The sequence below is a fragment of the Paenibacillus sp. EB106-05-06-XG162 genome, assembly GCF_058791655.1.
This window is the reverse complement of the sequence record NZ_JBYTDT010000013.1, coordinates 153,802-171,035: the sequence shown is the minus strand read 5'-3', so window position 1 is coordinate 171,035 and position 17,234 is coordinate 153,802. Positions and strand designations below refer to the sequence as shown.

General features: G+C 39.8%; 15 protein-coding genes and 1 pseudogene. 14 read left to right on the top strand and 2 right to left on the bottom strand.

The features are described from left to right. From AC3WU2_RS23300 to AC3WU2_RS23275, 6 genes and pseudogenes are all read left to right on the top strand, one after another. On the top strand, nucleotides 1–1,051 hold a 1,051-nt coding region (locus AC3WU2_RS23300), incomplete at its 5' end, for an S-layer homology domain-containing protein (protein ID WP_492457385.1). 702 nt (nucleotides 1,052–1,753) lie between these two features. Then, nucleotides 1,754–2,149: pseudogene (locus AC3WU2_RS23295) on the top strand (transposase); the annotation flags it as partial. A gap of 892 nt (nucleotides 2,150–3,041) precedes the next feature. Beyond that, nucleotides 3,042–3,650, top strand: a complete 609-nt coding sequence (locus AC3WU2_RS23290) for a hypothetical protein (RefSeq protein ID WP_492457384.1) — start codon at nucleotides 3,042–3,044, stop codon at nucleotides 3,648–3,650. Between the two features lie 73 nt (nucleotides 3,651–3,723). Further along, nucleotides 3,724–4,863, top strand: a complete 1,140-nt coding sequence (locus AC3WU2_RS23285; protein ID WP_492457383.1) for a copper amine oxidase N-terminal domain-containing protein — start codon at nucleotides 3,724–3,726, stop codon at nucleotides 4,861–4,863. Between the two features lie 892 nt (nucleotides 4,864–5,755). Beyond that, entirely contained in the window at nucleotides 5,756–6,283 is a 528-nt protein-coding gene (locus AC3WU2_RS23280) for a P-loop nucleotide/nucleoside kinase family protein (RefSeq protein ID WP_492457382.1), read from the top strand. 140 nt (nucleotides 6,284–6,423) lie between these two features. Next, nucleotides 6,424–8,055, top strand: coding sequence for a copper amine oxidase N-terminal domain-containing protein (locus tag AC3WU2_RS23275; RefSeq protein ID WP_492457381.1), 1,632 nt, complete (start codon nucleotides 6,424–6,426; stop codon nucleotides 8,053–8,055). Nucleotides 8,056–8,452: 397 nt separating this feature from the next. Here AC3WU2_RS23275 and AC3WU2_RS23270 read toward each other — a convergent pair whose 3' ends face one another. Next, on the bottom strand, nucleotides 8,453–9,670 hold the full coding sequence (locus AC3WU2_RS23270; protein ID WP_492457380.1) for an IS110 family RNA-guided transposase: 1,218 nt from the start codon (nucleotides 9,668–9,670) through the stop codon (nucleotides 8,453–8,455). 502 nt (nucleotides 9,671–10,172) lie between these two features. Here AC3WU2_RS23270 and AC3WU2_RS23265 point away from each other — a divergent pair. From AC3WU2_RS23265 to AC3WU2_RS23240, 6 genes are all read left to right on the top strand, one after another. Continuing rightward, nucleotides 10,173–11,030, top strand: a complete 858-nt coding sequence (locus tag AC3WU2_RS23265; RefSeq protein ID WP_492457379.1) for a copper amine oxidase N-terminal domain-containing protein — start codon at nucleotides 10,173–10,175, stop codon at nucleotides 11,028–11,030. Nucleotides 11,031–11,325: 295 nt separating this feature from the next. Beyond that, a complete protein-coding gene (locus AC3WU2_RS23260; protein ID WP_492457378.1) occupies nucleotides 11,326–11,871 on the top strand; it encodes a hypothetical protein in 546 nt (181 codons plus the stop codon). Nucleotides 11,872–12,404: 533 nt separating this feature from the next. Next, the gene (locus tag AC3WU2_RS23255) at nucleotides 12,405–13,007 is read left to right on the top strand and encodes a sigma-70 family RNA polymerase sigma factor (RefSeq protein ID WP_492457377.1); all 603 of its coding nucleotides are present in this window, start codon (nucleotides 12,405–12,407) and stop codon (nucleotides 13,005–13,007) included. A 6-nt stretch (nucleotides 13,008–13,013) separates the two neighbouring features. Then, complete coding sequence (locus tag AC3WU2_RS23250) at nucleotides 13,014–13,169, top strand: YvrJ family protein (RefSeq protein WP_492457376.1); 156 nt, start codon at nucleotides 13,014–13,016, stop codon at nucleotides 13,167–13,169. Between the two features lie 8 nt (nucleotides 13,170–13,177). Then, complete coding sequence (locus tag AC3WU2_RS23245; protein ID WP_492457375.1) at nucleotides 13,178–13,420, top strand: helix-turn-helix domain-containing protein; 243 nt, start codon at nucleotides 13,178–13,180, stop codon at nucleotides 13,418–13,420. 283 nt (nucleotides 13,421–13,703) lie between these two features. After that, a complete protein-coding gene (locus tag AC3WU2_RS23240) occupies nucleotides 13,704–14,486 on the top strand; it encodes a hypothetical protein (protein WP_492457374.1) in 783 nt (260 codons plus the stop codon). Between the two features lie 61 nt (nucleotides 14,487–14,547). On the opposite strand, the gene AC3WU2_RS23235 is transcribed toward AC3WU2_RS23240, so the two are convergent. Continuing rightward, complete coding sequence (locus tag AC3WU2_RS23235; protein WP_492457373.1) at nucleotides 14,548–15,444, bottom strand: copper amine oxidase N-terminal domain-containing protein; 897 nt, start codon at nucleotides 15,442–15,444, stop codon at nucleotides 14,548–14,550. A 431-nt stretch (nucleotides 15,445–15,875) separates the two neighbouring features. Between AC3WU2_RS23235 and AC3WU2_RS23230 the strand changes: the two genes are divergently transcribed. Next, nucleotides 15,876–16,460: a hypothetical protein gene (locus AC3WU2_RS23230; protein ID WP_492457372.1), complete on the top strand. Its 585-nt coding sequence runs from the start codon at nucleotides 15,876–15,878 to the stop codon at nucleotides 16,458–16,460. A gap of 466 nt (nucleotides 16,461–16,926) precedes the next feature. Beyond that, entirely contained in the window at nucleotides 16,927–17,169 is a 243-nt protein-coding gene (locus AC3WU2_RS23225; protein WP_492457371.1) for a GNAT family N-acetyltransferase, read from the top strand. The last annotated feature ends 65 nt before the right edge of the window (nucleotides 17,170–17,234 follow it).

The window sequence follows — 17,234 nt, the reverse complement described above, 5'->3', positions numbered from 1 at the left end:
AGATGGTGGATATCATCCAAAAGACAATGTTACTCGTGCTGAATTTGCAACTATGCTTTATCGTGCAACAAGTCAAGACAAGAAAACGAACTCATCAATTTATTTTCCGGATATGTCATCTAATTGGGCAATGAATGAGGTCAACACGCTTGTTGATCTGGGATTTATTAATCCAGCAGATTATAAGAAAGGATTTGAACCTAATACTCAAATGACTAGGGCGGAAATGGTTAAGTGGATGACAAGTGGTCTTACTCACGCAAATACTGATTTTTCCACCGCCTTGAAAGATACTGCAAATACAGTCATTCCAGTCACGGAATTTTACAAAGGCGGAATACCTGCTGACCAAATTCCATACGTAGCAGTCGCATATGGAACTGGTCTCATGACTGGTATGCCGGATGGTTCTTTTAAACCAGCCGACAAAACGACTCGCGCCGAAGTAGCAACACTTCTTATTCGATATATTAATGTGGAGAAATCGAATCCTGCTGAATACTCAGATTTGACTGAAATGAGAGAGGTCGGAGCAAGAGGAACAAATATTTTCTCGATTGCGAACTACTCAGAGGATCCCAAAAGACCTTTTAACCATATTATTGACCAACCTATCACGATGAAAAATAATAGTGGTACAATTACAATACACAAAATGATTGTAGTTAAAGTGAAAGATATCAATCACATGTCGCTTTATGGGAGAATGTTTTTTGATAAAGATCAGAGAGTTCTAAACAATTATTACTACATATTCACTGATTTCACAATTGCATCTAGAAAAGAAAAAATTGATATATTGCAGTTTAAAGGCAGCACTATGATACCTAATCTTTTATACTCTAAACCAGTAGATTCTAAAATTATTAAGAAGTACGGAGTAAAAAGCTGGACACCACAAGAAAAATATCCTAAAGAATGGGTTAATCCAAAAGGAGAACGTCTGGTTGGCTATTTCACAATGCAAGTAGGTTCGGACAATGATTTCTACAAGATTGTTGATTTCCAAATCGATGGTCGTCTAGCTGCTATCTTTAGAAACAAGGGGTGAGAAGCCAATTATGAAGAAGTTCAGACCTTATTTCTCAGCCTTTTTAGTTGTAACAATACTTTTCTTAAGGACGGCCACACGTATGTGCCGCTGCGGTTATCGTTGAAAGCATACGTTACATATAATGTTGCGGACAAGCGTGTGATTATCCGACGTCTGCTGGCCAGAAAGCGTACAAAAAGCTAATGAGTGGCGATCTGACAGAGGCGCGTACAATTGCGATCAGTCTATCCCTGTAAAAGATAATGGAATGGGAAAGCACCCTACGATTAGCTAATTGTGGGGTGCTATTTGTTATGGTCCAGCCATTTCAGTTGTTAAAAGTAACGTAGAACGGGCAATTCGTTGGAGTCATTATGCTAATTTGTAGTAGTGAATTACTATGAAGTAACTTAAATCAAGATGGAGGAGGGTGACTAGGGAAAAGAACCTTCAATATTTTTTAAAAAAACAATGGCTAGTTAAAGTTCTAAACAATTAGAACTTCAACTAGCCAATTACTTTATGGCGTTACAAGCTCATGGTGATGCCCCTTTAGCTCGATTCTATAATGACCAAACGTTTTTTTTCTTTCATCAGAGTTTAGATCGCCAGAGCGTTGATAGCCAAATGTAAAGATGCCGTTATCATTAATTTGCCAATCATAGACCTTACCTAATGTGTCAAAGCCATAATAAAATCCAGGCTTACCTAAATAATCAGAAAACTATAAAAGGTCTCGGGAAGATTTTTACCGCAGCTATATTAGCTGGAACAGGGGATTTAAGGCAGTATGCGCATGGACGTCAGGTACTGCGGAAAGCTGGCTTGAATTTGGCAGAAAGTACGTCCGGAAAGTGAAAAGGGCGCATTGTTCTTTCGAAACGAGGGGACTCTTCCTTGCGAAATTATCTCTATCTTGCAACCGTTCAGCTCGTTTGGAATAATCCAGTTTTCCGCCAATTGCATGAGCACAATTTGCAAGAAAAGAAGATGAAGAAGCAGCAATCCATATTTAAGCTATTAGGAAAACTAGCACGAATTCTAGTTGGTATTGTTCAACGCGGAGAAATGTTCACGCCAGAGAAAACCGTTCTGACCTGGGCGGAAGCAGCTTAAGTTAATAGCATCACGTATATTGACTCGTTCGTAGGATTTCACAAAGAAAGCACGGAGGACCGAGTTCGTGTCCCAAAAGGGCTCAGACCCATCCGATAAACGCTATCGGTCTCCACGCCTTGGGCAGGTATAACGAAGGAATGTAAGGGCATTGACCCGTTGAGTTGTGGGAGGGTGAACCTCCAGGGATCTTGTTGAGTATGCGTGCAGTAGAAACAGCCTGGGGAATATTTGCTTGATAGTTCCTCTGTTCCCGCATGTCCAGCCCATCACCTCAACCGGCATCCTCTACGTTTCTTCCTGAGATTGATCCGATCTAAGGTTATGAAATCCTGCGAATGAGTGAGTATATGTGAGATAAACCCTTAAAACCGAGGGACGGGACACGATAGTCCGATGCTCCTTCTCTCTTCTCCGAACTGTTTGTGAACTGAAGTTAAATATGGTATATTTTGAGAAATAAATTGTGTTAAGTTAGTGGAGTGCAGATAATCGCATTGAGGTCATCGCGAATTGGAGGCTCTATTATGAAAAGAATAATAATTGGCGGAATGCTAATGTTTTCAGGTACCTCTATATCTTTTGCAATACAGGTCTCAAATCCTTTCGGAGCAAAAGTTGTACAAGGTGTATTTATCGATTCCCCATTCATCGTAGGTATTCTATTATGTTTAATCGGTTTAGTTGTTTGGTTTCCGAGCTCCTGAAAAATGATTACGCTAACGGGACACGTCCATGACAACAGGCTGCCGAGAATATCGGCAGCTTGTTGAGCTAAAGGGCAGATTAGTGCAACTTTCCATTATTTGGTGTCGTTTAAGAAGTGAAACAGACGGGACAACGGCTATAGAGTGAAGAGTGAGAAAACTTTTAGGAGTGAACAAATGTGAGGATGTATTCTAAAGGCATTAGAATATTGATTGGTGTGGTTTTTATCGTTTGTGTAGTGGGAGGTGTAATGGTATTCCAAAGCACATATGCTAAAAGTACGACTAATCAAAGCCACACAAATTCTCCTAACTATCCTGAAAATGAACATGGACAGACATATGGTTCTGCTGAAGAAGCCACCTCCGTTGAAATGCTACCTGATTTAATCCATGCAGGAAGTGTGAATGGCATTAAAGGGTATTTGCTGAAAAAAGATTATCTCGGTGAACCTGGCGATGTCCCACTGTATGATGTTGATGGGAAAACCATAGTTGGTTCTTTTCATATTGGCGCTAAGAATATGAACTATCCTAAAAATATAAACGGACAGACATACGGTTCTAGCGCAGATACTACTTCTCCAGAAACGGAACCTGAATTAATCAGTGCTATAGGTGTGGATGGCACTGCAGGATATGTGCTGAAAAAAGACTTAGACGGTGAGCTACCAAAATCACCCGAGGAAGCCATTGCGATACAGAAAAGGAGATCACCAGGTGGTCGTGATATTCCGCTGTATGACGTCGATGGTGAAACCATAATTGGTGTGTTTCATGTTGGAGGAAAGTAATAAAAAAGTATATTAAGTGTTCCGCTAACGGAAAACTATAGTTCAACCATCAGGTCTGCCTATCGAAGGGGCTGTGGTTAGCTCTGTCAAAACGCATCCAAGGGGAACATGGGACTATGCCGATGTCCAAGGAAGTAACGCCACGCTTACCCTTGGTAGCAGCGGCAAATCCAACAGCGTATCGATCCTTGATGAGCCAGCCATTTTCCCAGGCACATTGCCCAATTTAGCAGCTTACCGCGGTATCTACAAGTTCAACCTGACCATTCAAAACACTTCGGGAAGCACACAGACCGTGAATCTTTCAGCATTTTTGCTGACTATTTCTTTTTATTCTTTATTAACGGAGGTATTTATGAAAAAGTTAATACCACTAGTAATTTCTATGCTTTTCATAGTTCTTTCATTCAAGCCAATGGAAGCAAATGCCGGGATATACGAAACTGGTAATATACTATTGAAATTTAATAATTCTTACTTGCTTTACTCTAACCAAGAAATGCCAGTCATTAAGAATGACAAAGTATTCATACCTATTCGAATGATTGGTGATTTAATGGGTAAGAAGGTACAATGGAATAGTAATGAGAAGTCAATCACAATTCAGGAGAGTGGTAAATCAATTAGATTAAAATTAGATAGTACAGAAGTCATTATTAATGAGAACCAAAAAACTAGTATTGAAACGCCACCGCTATTAGTAAATAAGACAGTTCTTGTTCCACTTCGATTTATTTCCGAGTTCCTTAAGATCTCAATTAGTTATGATAAACTTAATAATCTAGTAGAGCTAAAGAACGATACTATGCTTCAGGATGAAAGCCTATCTTTACTCGATGAAATGGAAAATTATGATAATATATTTGATGGAAAAATAATTCCAAAATCACTGAAGTATATTGAAAATAACAAAAAAAAGGGTAATTTTCGAAATATAATAGAACTCGAACTATTAAATGATTCAACTGCAACAATTAAAGAAAATCAGTTGGATAGAAACATTGTTTATTATATCAAGCCTAAGTTCTCAACTTTTGAAGTCTCAAGGAATTATATCCCTGGATATGGGCCCCCGGGAATTAATCGAGTAGATATTAAACCTGGTGAAGTTTTTAAACATAAAATAGTACTACTAGATAGGATTTCTGGCGACGAATATGGAGAATATAAATATATTCTATTCAATTATTTCAAAACAACAAATGGTGGTTAATTTCTTTCTTAATTGAGCCCTTCCTAGATTCGTCGATATAATCATAATAAGCGCACTTTACGGGCCATCCGCAATGTGCGCTTATATTTATTGTTTCTTTATCAGTTCGATCGATTAGGTGAACCTAGGTGGAAGGGATCTGAACTTACTGACTAAGCTATTCCAGCTAATAGCTTGGTCAATATTTAATTATTAATGCCAGATTCCAGGAGTGGATACTTTAAAAAAGTAGATCATGATTAAATCTAAAGATCTTCCCGTGAGGTACTCCACGGTCTAAAAAAGCTTGTGCATGGATCTCTCCCTTGGAGACATCCAAACCAATGACTGGATTCATTACATCACTCCTGTAGTATTTTCACCGGCAACCCCTAACTTTCTTGTCTTCTACACTATCGCATGTGATACGGGATCAACGTCCCAACCAGCCTAACCATGGTTGAACAAGTAGGGGGGATGAACAGAATAGATCTCGGGATCCAAGTCACACGGGCAGAAACGTTCGATCCCCGGCTACCGCTATCATCTTACGACCACACAAAAATGAGGTCCACCAGAAAGATCTGGTGACCTTGCTAGATGGAACAGGCTTTCTATGGCTGGTCGAACGATATCGGCATTGAAGTCGAAGTCGATGGCGTGAAAAAAAGGTACGGCAAAGAGTAGCTAGTGGTGTGGGGAATCGAAGCGGAGGAGATCCTCGGACCCGGTTGGATGACTCGAGCGCGGAGCTGAAGCGGTTCAATGTCGATCCATCAGATTGAAGGAGCAGTTAGCCGCGGCAGCTGCTCCTTATTTCATTAAGCTAAAGGGCAGTTTAGATCAATGATTCCCCCTTAATTATGTGGTAAGATTATCCATAAAGAAATGTGCGTTAGAAAGGGGGATTAGAATGCAATCGGTTTATATATTGTCAGGACCAGCAGGAGTTGGGAAGTCAACAACATCAAAGGCATTGGTTCGCACCTTAAAAAACAGTGCATATATTTCAGGGGATTATGTAAGCCATATGCATGTTAACGGTCGCCAGAAACCTTGGGAGAGTGAACAGGAGTTATCCCTTATTTGGAATAATATCTTGAGTTTAACCCAAAATTTCATTTCCAATGGAATCGACGTAGTAATAGACTACGTTACTTTCCCAAGTGAAGCTTATTGGTTGAAAGATAGGCTAAAGGAGTTATCCGTAAATGTTGTTTATACTGTATTGTGGGTAGACCCTGAAACCCTATTAAGAAGAGACCAACTTAGAAAACCAGAGCATCAAATGGGAGAACGGTGTCTTATTTTAATTGATGAGTTCAAGGAATCAGGATTAGATGCTAAACATCTTCTAGATACAAGACACAATAGTGTTGATGCCATTGAACTAGTTGTTAAAAATATAATGAACAATAAACAATACAGGTTAGTGGATTAAGCTAACGGGACACGATAGACCTTGAAGATCGGAAAGTAGAAATTATATTAGTTAATGTTGACCAACTGGATGATATCGAAAAACGAATGAATGCATTAATTTAATTTTTTTTTAAACCACCTTAAAGGAGAAATGTACAGATGATTAAAAACCTAAAAACCAAGTTTTCCTGCGAGATGCGCTTCAAATTACGATGGTCTTCATTTCTGCCGGCAACGCTTCTGGCCACGGCTGCAGCATTTGTCATCGCGCTACCCGTAAGCGCGGACAAATCCGAAGCCCCCGCTACATCTGTAAAAAACGACATTAACATCACGATTAACGGAAAAGCGGCAAAGACGAAAACGCCTCCTTTCCTAGACCAAGGTGCGGTTTATCTGCCTGTCCGGGATATCGGGGAACTGCTTGGAACCTTGGTGTCCTGGAACACACAGGCCAAAACGTTGACGATGAGGTATCCAGAACTCACGGTTAAAATTCCCTTCGGCTCGACCAGCGCAGCCGTAAATGGGCAGCCAGTCGCTCTGTCCACGCCCCTCCGAATGGTTGATGGGCGTGTGTATGTACCGCTGCGCTTTTTCTCGGAGGCTGTTGGAGCGGAAGTTAAATGGGAGGCGGCCACACATAATGTACGCATGACGAAGCCGAACGATTACCTCAAGCTGAACCCGTTGGCGATATGGTTGAATCGTACGACCCATGACCTGTATATGGCCAAAGACGAACAGTCCGATGTACTTTCCATGGGCAAGCTGGATGCGCAGCTGGAGGGTACGGTTTTTGTTCAGGGCCCTAGCAGGCAAGGTAAGAATACGGTGCTGACATTAGTGGACAGATATGCAAGTCCCCATCCCCATTATGAAGTCTACACTCTTCTGATCCGCGATAACCGGATTGTCGAGCATAAGTATGCGTCTTATGACCAGCGGTATGAGCCAAATACGTCGTATTATCAGGTCTATGATCCAAACGGCTGGATTGAATATACGGTGCTGACGGACGGCAAGATCGTGTTGGTATATAACGATGAAGGGAAAGTCGTCTCAACTTATGATCTGCCGGAGCTGACCCAGCAGGACGACGTGTTCGGCGTCCAGGCTGTAGGTACCGATTTTCTGGTAGTCCGACCCAACCGTAGCGGCCTGCTGACACTTATCGACCTGAAAGACAACTCTACTGTAGTCCTGGCCGATAAGCTCCTGACCGGAAAAGATTTGGCATATGCCCATGACAACCAGACGCCATATCCTGGGGATTCGTTGAGCTTTGGCGAGGACGTGGGGCACGGCATTTTGGATTTCGCTTATCTCAGTCCGTTCCAAAACAACAACGGCCAATCAGAACGACTGTCCTACGAACGACCGTCTTATGAAGAAGAACGAAAGGCGCTTCCCAAGGAGCGCAGCTTTCAGGAGTTGGCATCCTCATGCTCTACCGATACGGTCGTGTCTGTAGATATTCAGGATGGGGATCTCATGTATAAACCGCTGATCGGAACAAATAAGCAGGATCAGGAAGGGATCCGCACGGTTTGCCGCATCCTCAAGAAAATCACCGCAGAAGGCGTTGAAGTTACGCTGCCCCGGACATTTCCGGAAACGTTCTTCCATGGAATGTCAGTAAATTTTTCTACCGGCGATTCGGTCAGCATTTACAGAGCATCCGGGGATAAGCTGGCCATGGGTTCCGAGCTTGGAGGAAAAAACATATTTCTTGACGATGCCCAAACCATCAAGGAGTTTGAGCGCCTGAAAGTGCTGCCTAAGCAATGAATGATCTGGAAATATGTTGGAGCCCTACAGTACTCCGAATAAACGATCGCCTAAACAAGCCGAGATTTGTCCGGCTTGTTTTTTTGTGGTCGATTTAGAGGAAATTATTGCAAAACCTGCATCTAAAAATAGGACATCCGAGTAATTCGGATTATGATATTGCCATTCCTGCTCATCGATAACGGACTTCTCTAGGTGGCTTAGGCCAAATTGTGGTGTGCCAGGATGGCAGGCGGCTACAAGAACCGTGGCTTCTTGTGATCGGCTGCTTTTTCTAAACTCCCATGAAAATTAAATCTGCAGTTGCAGAAAAGGGCAGCAGTAAAGAAGACGCAGCACATTCATTTTTTAAAATAAGTACGCGCTTTAATTTATGTGGTATTCGAAAGTAGATGAATTAAGAAACTTCAGAGATTGCTACTGAATAACCTAAGCTTTCGAGCCGTCGCACTGCATATCGAACAATAGATTGTTGCTTCTGTTTATCAAAATAATCTTCGCCTAAATCCACATACATTTCTTTACGCGTTAATAGATAGTAGGCTATTCTCAACATCGCATGGGCAACCGAGATCGCTGCTCTTTTTCTACCTTTTCGTGCTGCCGTTCGTCTGTACATAGCTCCAAGATAGTTTTTTGAAGCGGCAACAGAGTGAGCAGCTTCAACTAAGGCCGACTTCACATATTTGTTTCCATTCTTAGCTTTGGTTGATTTCCTTTTTCCAGCACTCTCGTTGTGGCCGGGTACAAGTCCTGCCCAAGAACATAAATGAGCTGCACTTGGAAACTGTTTTTTCACATCTAGCCCAATCTCTGCTAGGATTTGTTCCGCCATTCGTGTAGCTACACCTGGAATTGAATCTAACCGTTTAATATCGTCATCGAAAGGGGTTACTCTTTGAATTACTTCATGATCCAGCAGCCCGAGTTGTTCATTTAAAAAATCAATGTGGGTTAATATGGTCTTTATCATAAGACGTTGATGAGGATTTACATAGCCATGGAGAGCGAGTTCAAGATCATCTTTTTTTCGTTTCATCGTACGTCTAGCGAAGTTCGCTAGTTTTTCAGGATCATCTTCACCATCTGCGATGGCATTAAGCATATCACGAGCTGAAACCCCCATAATATCCGAGACAACAGAGCCGAGTTTTATGTTTGCTCCTTCTAAAACCTTTTGAATACGATTGTGTTGTCTAGCCCGTTCTTCAATGATACTGCGACGATACCGAACAAGTTCACGCAGTTCCCTTTGATTACGATCTGGAACGAAACTTGGTTTGAGTAATCCGTGACGAAGAAGTTTCGCAATCCATTCGGCATCCTTGACATCCGTTTTACGACCAGGGACTGCTTTCATGTGTTGAGCATTTACTACTAAGAATTCAATGCCTTCAGCTTCTAATAAATTAACAATGGGTTTCCAGAATACGCCTGTGCTTTCCATGGCAACATGTGTGCACTCATTCTGCTTAATCCAATCGATTAATTGTAATAGAAACATCGTTTTCGTAGAAAATGTTTGAATCTCCTTTCCCTTAGATGTTAGGATACAAGCGGTAATATTATCTTTATGAACATCCATACCGCAGGCCCGTTCAATAACCACTTCCATAGAAAAACACCCTTTCTACGGCGTTAATTCAAAAGAGAGGCTGGTGCAGCAACCAGAGTAGGATTAATCTCCCATGAGTGCTTCCCGAAAGGGAGCGACAATCTGTGATGCACCGTGGTCGTTGGAGTCAGACTAACGGATGGGCTCATAGGCACCATAGTTCATCGACCTTCCTCTCCAGCCGTAGTAGCAGTATTGACGGATCCTACCATTTCATCATCTGTGGTGCGGCGCGTGCGCTGCATGTGTGGCTAACGGGCAGGTTAGCGCAACAAAATCATCAATATTTGCGTATTAGTAGTCGATGTGGAAAAATGTGGAATGAGATTTTTTTGGGATTTTATGCGCGGAGTATAGAGAAATGGAGCAGTTAGGAAGCTTATCATTTTATCATTATGGACAGTTGTCTTGATGAGTGGTCTCGTAATTAACGGCAAGGAAGTATCAGCATGCGATTTTAATCGCACGTTGCAAAACTTTATATACGAGGAGAATTCACACAATGAAAAAAATTATTCTTAGCACTGCACTTGCTCTAAGCCTCATTGCTGCATCGGTGCCTGTTCATGCGGCAGAGAGTCATCCGATTATTATGGATGGCGTTGCGATCACATCCGATGTACAGCCTGAGATGAAGAACGGTCGTACAATGGTGCCTTTGCGTGTGATCAGCGAAAATCTGGGGGCTGTGGTCGATTGGTCGGGCTCGGAAGTGACGATTACGAGAGATGGCATGAAAATAACTTTGAAAATGAACAGCAGTACCGCAGTGAAAGACGGTAAGACGTTGCAGTTGGATGCGCAGCCGTACATCCAAAATAATCGTACCCTCGTTCCGCTTCGCTTTCTAGCAGAAGCGTTCGGCTGTACGGTCAATTACAGCAACGGTAGGGTTATGGTCGATACCGCGCCCTTGATCATCAATGGCGTGAAAGTGACAACTCTGCAGTATGAATACCACATGATAATAGGCGGCTACAGGCAGCAGTTCAGTGGCAAGCGTTATAACGAAGAGATTTATGCGCTCTTTGAGTCGAATAAAGGTGCTAAGGTGGATGCTCCGACGAATTATGGGTGGTATGACAATTGGAATACTCTGGGGTGGTATGCGAAGACCGGGCAATATGATTTTCTGGATGCGGCGGGAAATAGTGTCCAACGATTTGATACTTATGTTTTGAATGATCCATCTGGGCTCAACGGATTCAAGGAAGAACAATTGGCAGGTTATCCGAAAGTGCTGGTTTTTGACGCTGTGGAGGGGCAATGGTACATGTTCAGCAAGACTGCGCTGGAATCCATTGCTAAATTGATGAATACAGCTGAACAAAACGGTTTGATGAAGGTTACGGAAGTGTAACTGGTACGGACTGGGGAAGCTTGCATTCGCTCCGGTCATTGAACTAACGGGCAGTTTAGTTGAATGAGAAATTTCAAAAAGGAAATAAAAAAGAATATTTAATGTAGATATAGGAGGGAATTTCCATTATAATGCCGAATAAATAATTAGTGTTGAAGTGTGGATAGATCGTATAAACAGGTCGTTCGCTTAACCCTGATTTCTATGCATTATTATTCAATAACATTCACTTGACGGTTAGATATTGTGACATCACAGTATGTAGATGTGCCAGACTGATAGCACAGGGTTTGAAATGAAAAAAAATAAAAACCTGTTCGCATTAATCCTGACGGCTGTTTTTTCATTATTTATTGTTAATAGTGTATCTGCCGAGGGTACAAATTCTCTAAAAGTGTATGATGATGCCGAGAATAAAGGCGTTTATGATATCAATTCAACGTTAGTTAACAACACTACAAATACATTAAAAGTGTATGTTGATACTGAGCACAATGGAATTGTTGATTTTGATGCAACGTTAGTTAACAACACTGCTTATATGAATGTTACTGATTTAATGAATACGTTGGATGTTGATCTTTATAGTATGACCATAGAGACAAATTATACAAAAACAAAAGTAACATTCGATAACTTGACGAGTTATTCTTTTGAGGAAGGTACGAAGAATTTTGGTATTGGGGATGTTATAAAAACAATGAATAAACCGTCAATTGCATCACATTTAGGGTTACAAATTCCTGTGCGTGATGTGTTCAAAAGTCTGGGATATAGCGTAACTTACGAACCACTACAGAATTACGTAAGAGTTAAAAACAGTGATACAAACAAATCTTGATAGTTAAATCAGCAGGTGTAGTTTAAAGGGAAAAACCATAATAGAGGCTTAGCAATTGCTAAGCCTCTATTATTTGTCACTGGGCTGCAAAAGATTGAGTCATTGAACTTTGCTCAACTAACGGGCAGGTTACTTGAAAGGATTTGTTAACTCTTTCGCGAATAAAGCAAGTATAATGCTTTACAGTTAACGAATTCAATAGATAACTGAATACTTAGATAGATAATTTAAATCTGACAGACTTAACAAGACCGCCCATAGCAAAAACTATGGGCGGTCTTGTTAATGTAGCTAGTATTGGTGGATTTATATTTATCCTTTGCAATCACAAAAATAGTATCGAAAAACGTCGGTAAATTTTCTAAATTCATGGTATAATTAAACAAATAGCGAACGTATGGTCTCTTTGGGCGAAAACGAGAGATCATTTTTTATCTCTATATATACGAATATTTGTTCTTATTAGGTTGTTTATATGTTTATTTTTTACACTTTAAAAAGTATGGGATTACTTTATTTTAGGAGTGAGGATAATGGGTTTAACTGCAGCACAAAATGAATGTTTTTGTAGATATAAAGCAAGTCATAAAACATTGTTTTTAGATCGAGTGATTATAGATTTTTTTCAAGAGGAAGAGAACGTACTTTTATTGCTCAAAGCCATTGATGGAGATATTGATGCGCAATTGTTGATTGATGATAGATTCAGAAGACATTTTTTTAGAATTCGTTTTGTTAAATATCTTTCTACAACCATTAAGTTTTGTTCCATAGATCAATTTCGTAATCATAGAAAATATGAGCAAAGGAATCTACTCGTTTTTGATCAACCGGCTTACGATGAGTCCGATAACACGAATTATGGAGAATTACTTCAATATAAACACACACAACTACCCGATGAAAAAAACTTCACTAGCCCGCTGCAGTTTCAGGATTCCATCTCTAATGAACGTCTGGCCAAAGCTTTCGCCACATTAACTGCTAAACAACAGTTTGTAACAACTTTAGTCTACGCCATGAGATATCATGACAACGAAATATCAAAAATATGCGGAGTATCTCCTCAAGCGATTCGAAAGATTCGGGTAACTGCACTAGATAAACTTCGCAAAGGTATGACGGAGAGGAGGTGATGAGTTATGAGTATGGAAAGTGCACAACAACCGATATCGGGTTTAATTACAGCAATTACATGGTATCTATTAACAAGATTCGAAAAGAAACTTGTTCAACTAACCGAATGTATCTCGCATTTGACCGAAGTGATTATTAATTATCATAAAGAGAATAAATGAGGGAGTCTATGATTAATGATTTATTCGATTTAGTACAACTCGCACAAAACGGTGATCAAGAGTCATTAAAGGTGATCATTCAATCTTTTGCACCGGCTATTCGAAGTCAACGTCGGAATATCAACGCTGATTGTCAGGATGATCTAGAACAAATACTTGTGGAAATCATTATCAATAAGATTCTTACATATGACTTATCTGAAAGTCCAGATTTTACAACCTTCTGTAAGGGGATTTCTAAAGAAACATAACTACACAATTCGAATAGACAAAGGGAACACAGCTTTATTTATTGGGTTGTGCTCTCTTTTTTTTGTTTTTATACTCTTTTGTCTTCACGACATATTTTTATTTGTATTTTTTAAAATAACAGGTTGTTTTTTGAACTACATCTACCACTTTTATAGTATACGAAACAGGAGTTGAAAAAGTTCGATAGAGGTAGGGGAAACTCAATCGAACCACCCCGCAGATTCTGAATTGTATACAAAATATATATAGCGTGCAATGGCCGCCAAAAAGGAGATTAATATTATGAGTCAAACTGAATATGCTAAATTACTACGATGGTATACCCCAAAAGGAATTAATGGTGTAAGAACAAATGTAACGATTCCCACGAATATTGATTCTACACTTCGTACTACTATTGGTGGTGGGAAAGCTAATGGATTTGTTAACTTCTATCTCTCAGTGGATGGTATGTATCCTGACGGGACAAAAGAACATGTTGAGTGTGGAGTATCAACAAAGTGGGAACGACATGGTAACGATTGGCATTGGTTTTATACTTGGGAAAATACAGATAAAGGTGGAGATGATACTTGGTCATACACTCCAGGTCAGACCGTCCCAATTGAAGTAAGTCTCAATTCCACAAAGACTTCAATGGATTTCAAAGCAGGCGGGGTGATACGGAAATCATTTCTTGCACCAAAAGATAAGAAGTATTCTAAATTGGATAATGTACGGCTTGTTGTGGCTGCTTGTGACCAAGACTTTGTAAAGTATGCAGATTCTAGTCATACAAAAACTGTTCCAGATCTACCAGCGAGTGGCGTGTTACCACCATGGAGTACTTACCACAATCAAGTTGTCTGCAGTAACTTCCAGTATCAAGATACAAGTAACAACTGGGTGACTTGTACAAAATCTAACTCTACTCCACCTACCCCATGGAATCCAAATGATAATAACCCATCTTCGGAGGAAGTGCATTGGCCTGTAGGAAACTGGCCTCATGTGGGAACGCCAATGGGCTATGTCGTTGATGTAAGTACACCGGGTCAATTAATTGCATCTCTTAAGAAACAATAAGGACAAAAAACCAACAAGCCCATTAGGGCCTGTTGGTTTTTTGTTTTGTTTGGGAAAGGTGTTACATATTATTAGGCACTTTTTGAATAATATCGGAGTAAATCTTTATTGGACTCGTAAAGCTTCCTTTTGTAACCATATCCTCAATATAAGATGTTGTTGTTACTTGATCTACTTTATAGAAATGTACATAGTTATTTGGATAAGGTGCTAACGATGGATCGGTATTTTCTACAACGGTACCTGCTACATGAGTAGTACCGCCCTTATCATCGGTGACAAACTGTCCAACCAGAGCTGCTTTTCCGTCTTTGATTTCAACGACTGAAGTAGTATGACCATCGTTGAAAAGATAAGTTGTTGCTATTCCTTCAGGGAAGTAGTAACTATGATTTTTGTAAGTACTAAAAGGAAGTGTTTTAAAATTTGATGTCACAGGTAGCGATATTGCTGCTTTTCGTGCAACTTGAAGGTCATCTTGCTCGAGACGACTTACATCGAAGGTATAGTCGCTTGATGCTATGAAAACGATTTTCCGTATTGTTTCATATTGCACATGATAACCCAGGCATTCTGAAACGAAACGAATTGGAACGAGCACACGGCCATCTTTGTTTTTAGCAGGGGCGTCCATTTTTATAAGCTTTTCATTTTTATAAGCTGTTGAGCTGTTCACCTCAATTTTTAAGTAATCCCCGTTTTTGTTCTGTATGGTCGTAATATGGGTATTAGGATTCCAAGCATAAGATAAGCCTAAGGATGCAAGCGTCCGAATAGGTACAAATAGTCTATTATCTTCTTGTATCGGGTGAACATCCATTTGAATAAAATCTCCATTCACATTCACCTCAACCTGACTAAGATTGCTCTTAGGAGTTGGAGCTGCACCCGCTTCAGATGTCATTGGATGACTTAATAATCCCAATCCTAAGGCTAATACCGACAATACTTTCTTCATATCAAAAGATCCTCCTACAATTTTGAGTTAAATGCGGTGGTTTACATTTAATGGTTAGACGCGCGTTGTAAACATTAAGTTGCGCCGCTGCAATAACCTTTACCTATAGGTGATGCCATTGCTGGGGGAATACTTTTAGGGTATGGTATTTATAAAACCTATCAATGGTTGACTAAGCCGAAAGCAAGCCTAAGTTCTGGCATTCCAAAGCGTCTTTTGAAAGATGATGAGACCGTAGATCTCGATAAGTTTAGTCAGCGCGTAAATGGACAGGAACGTCGTGATCCTAAGTCAAAATGGAGTATTGAAAAAGATAAACTTAAGGGCAAATCCCATGGAGGTAGTAAGTAGAAATTAAAAGATCCTAAAGGAACCAGAAAAAAATCATTACAGAAACAGGGAAAATTCTTCGGGATTAAGGAGGATAAATCTTGATAGATCATTTATTGGATCATGAAACAAAAAGACTTGAGAAGATTTTCAATATTATTGAGTCCGACGATGATGATGATGATGAGACTAAGGGGAATTTAATATGGGGTGTTTTAGACCGATATTCAAGATCACTTAATGAAGAAGAGTCAATAACACTTTTATCTAATAAACATCTTAATGTTAAGGATGAGCCCAAATATATAATTTTTTTCAATGAAGTCTTAAACCTAAATAATAATCAAATTATCTTTGTAAGATTCTTTATGCTGCTAAGGGAATATAGAAATTTGGATTATTTAAGAGAAAAAGTTGATGCTTCAGAATTTAAACATCTATTAATTTTAAAAAATATGATTAAAACGAAATTTATTAAAACAAGTAACAAGCAATTATTAAATTTCTTTTTTAAACTTATGATCAGAGAAAAAATAAATTTTGATTTTTTCATCCCGGAATTCAACGCTGCAATCATAGGGAATGGAGAATTGTCCCTCCCAATTTACACTACAAGATCAGAGGATATATTTAAGTTAAACCAGATTGCAGAAGAATGCAGCTTATTTATTCGGGACATAGATTAATCGCCAAAAGATCAATCACTTGACTTGGAAATACTGGTGAGTCGGAGAGTAAAGATTATATTATTAATCAATCTTTGACTTGTGGGCATTCTCTTTGATAACTGGATTACATTTATTATCAAACCGTAGTACAGGGCAATAGGAGCGTCAAGAGACGTCGTTCCTATTGCCCCTTTTCCATGATTCGTAATAATCAGATTATTACGAATCACTATTAATTTTCTCCGCTGTCAAATATTCAGCTGGAGAGCTGTTGTCGATTAAGAAATCATATGAGAATTGTCGGGTGACAAAAACATAGTAACATTAGAAGACGCTAATTATGCGGTTTTATATTTATGATATCAAGTTCTTGTCAAAACACAATGACAAGAACTTTGTTTCATTCCCGATATGATCTCATCGACAGCAGGCAAGTTGAAAAGATGCTACTTTCGTTAAACCGGATATTTTGGGGAGGCAAAGTATGGAGCCTAGATTTCAAACAAACCGCTTAACTCTTAGATTATTTGAACCCTCGGATGCTTTATTAGTTAAAGCCTTAGCAGGAAGCGAAGACGTTGCACGGACAACCCTCTCTATTCCTCATCCATATCCTGATGGTGCGGCTGAGGCATGGATTGAACGTACTCGAAACGCATCTAAAAACGGGGATATTTATTCTTTCGCGATGGTCAAAAAGGAAGACGAGATGCTTATTGGGGCGTAAGTTTACGTGTTTCAAAAAGTGAAAACCAAGCTGAACTAGCCTACTGGGTAGGTCGTCCTTATTGG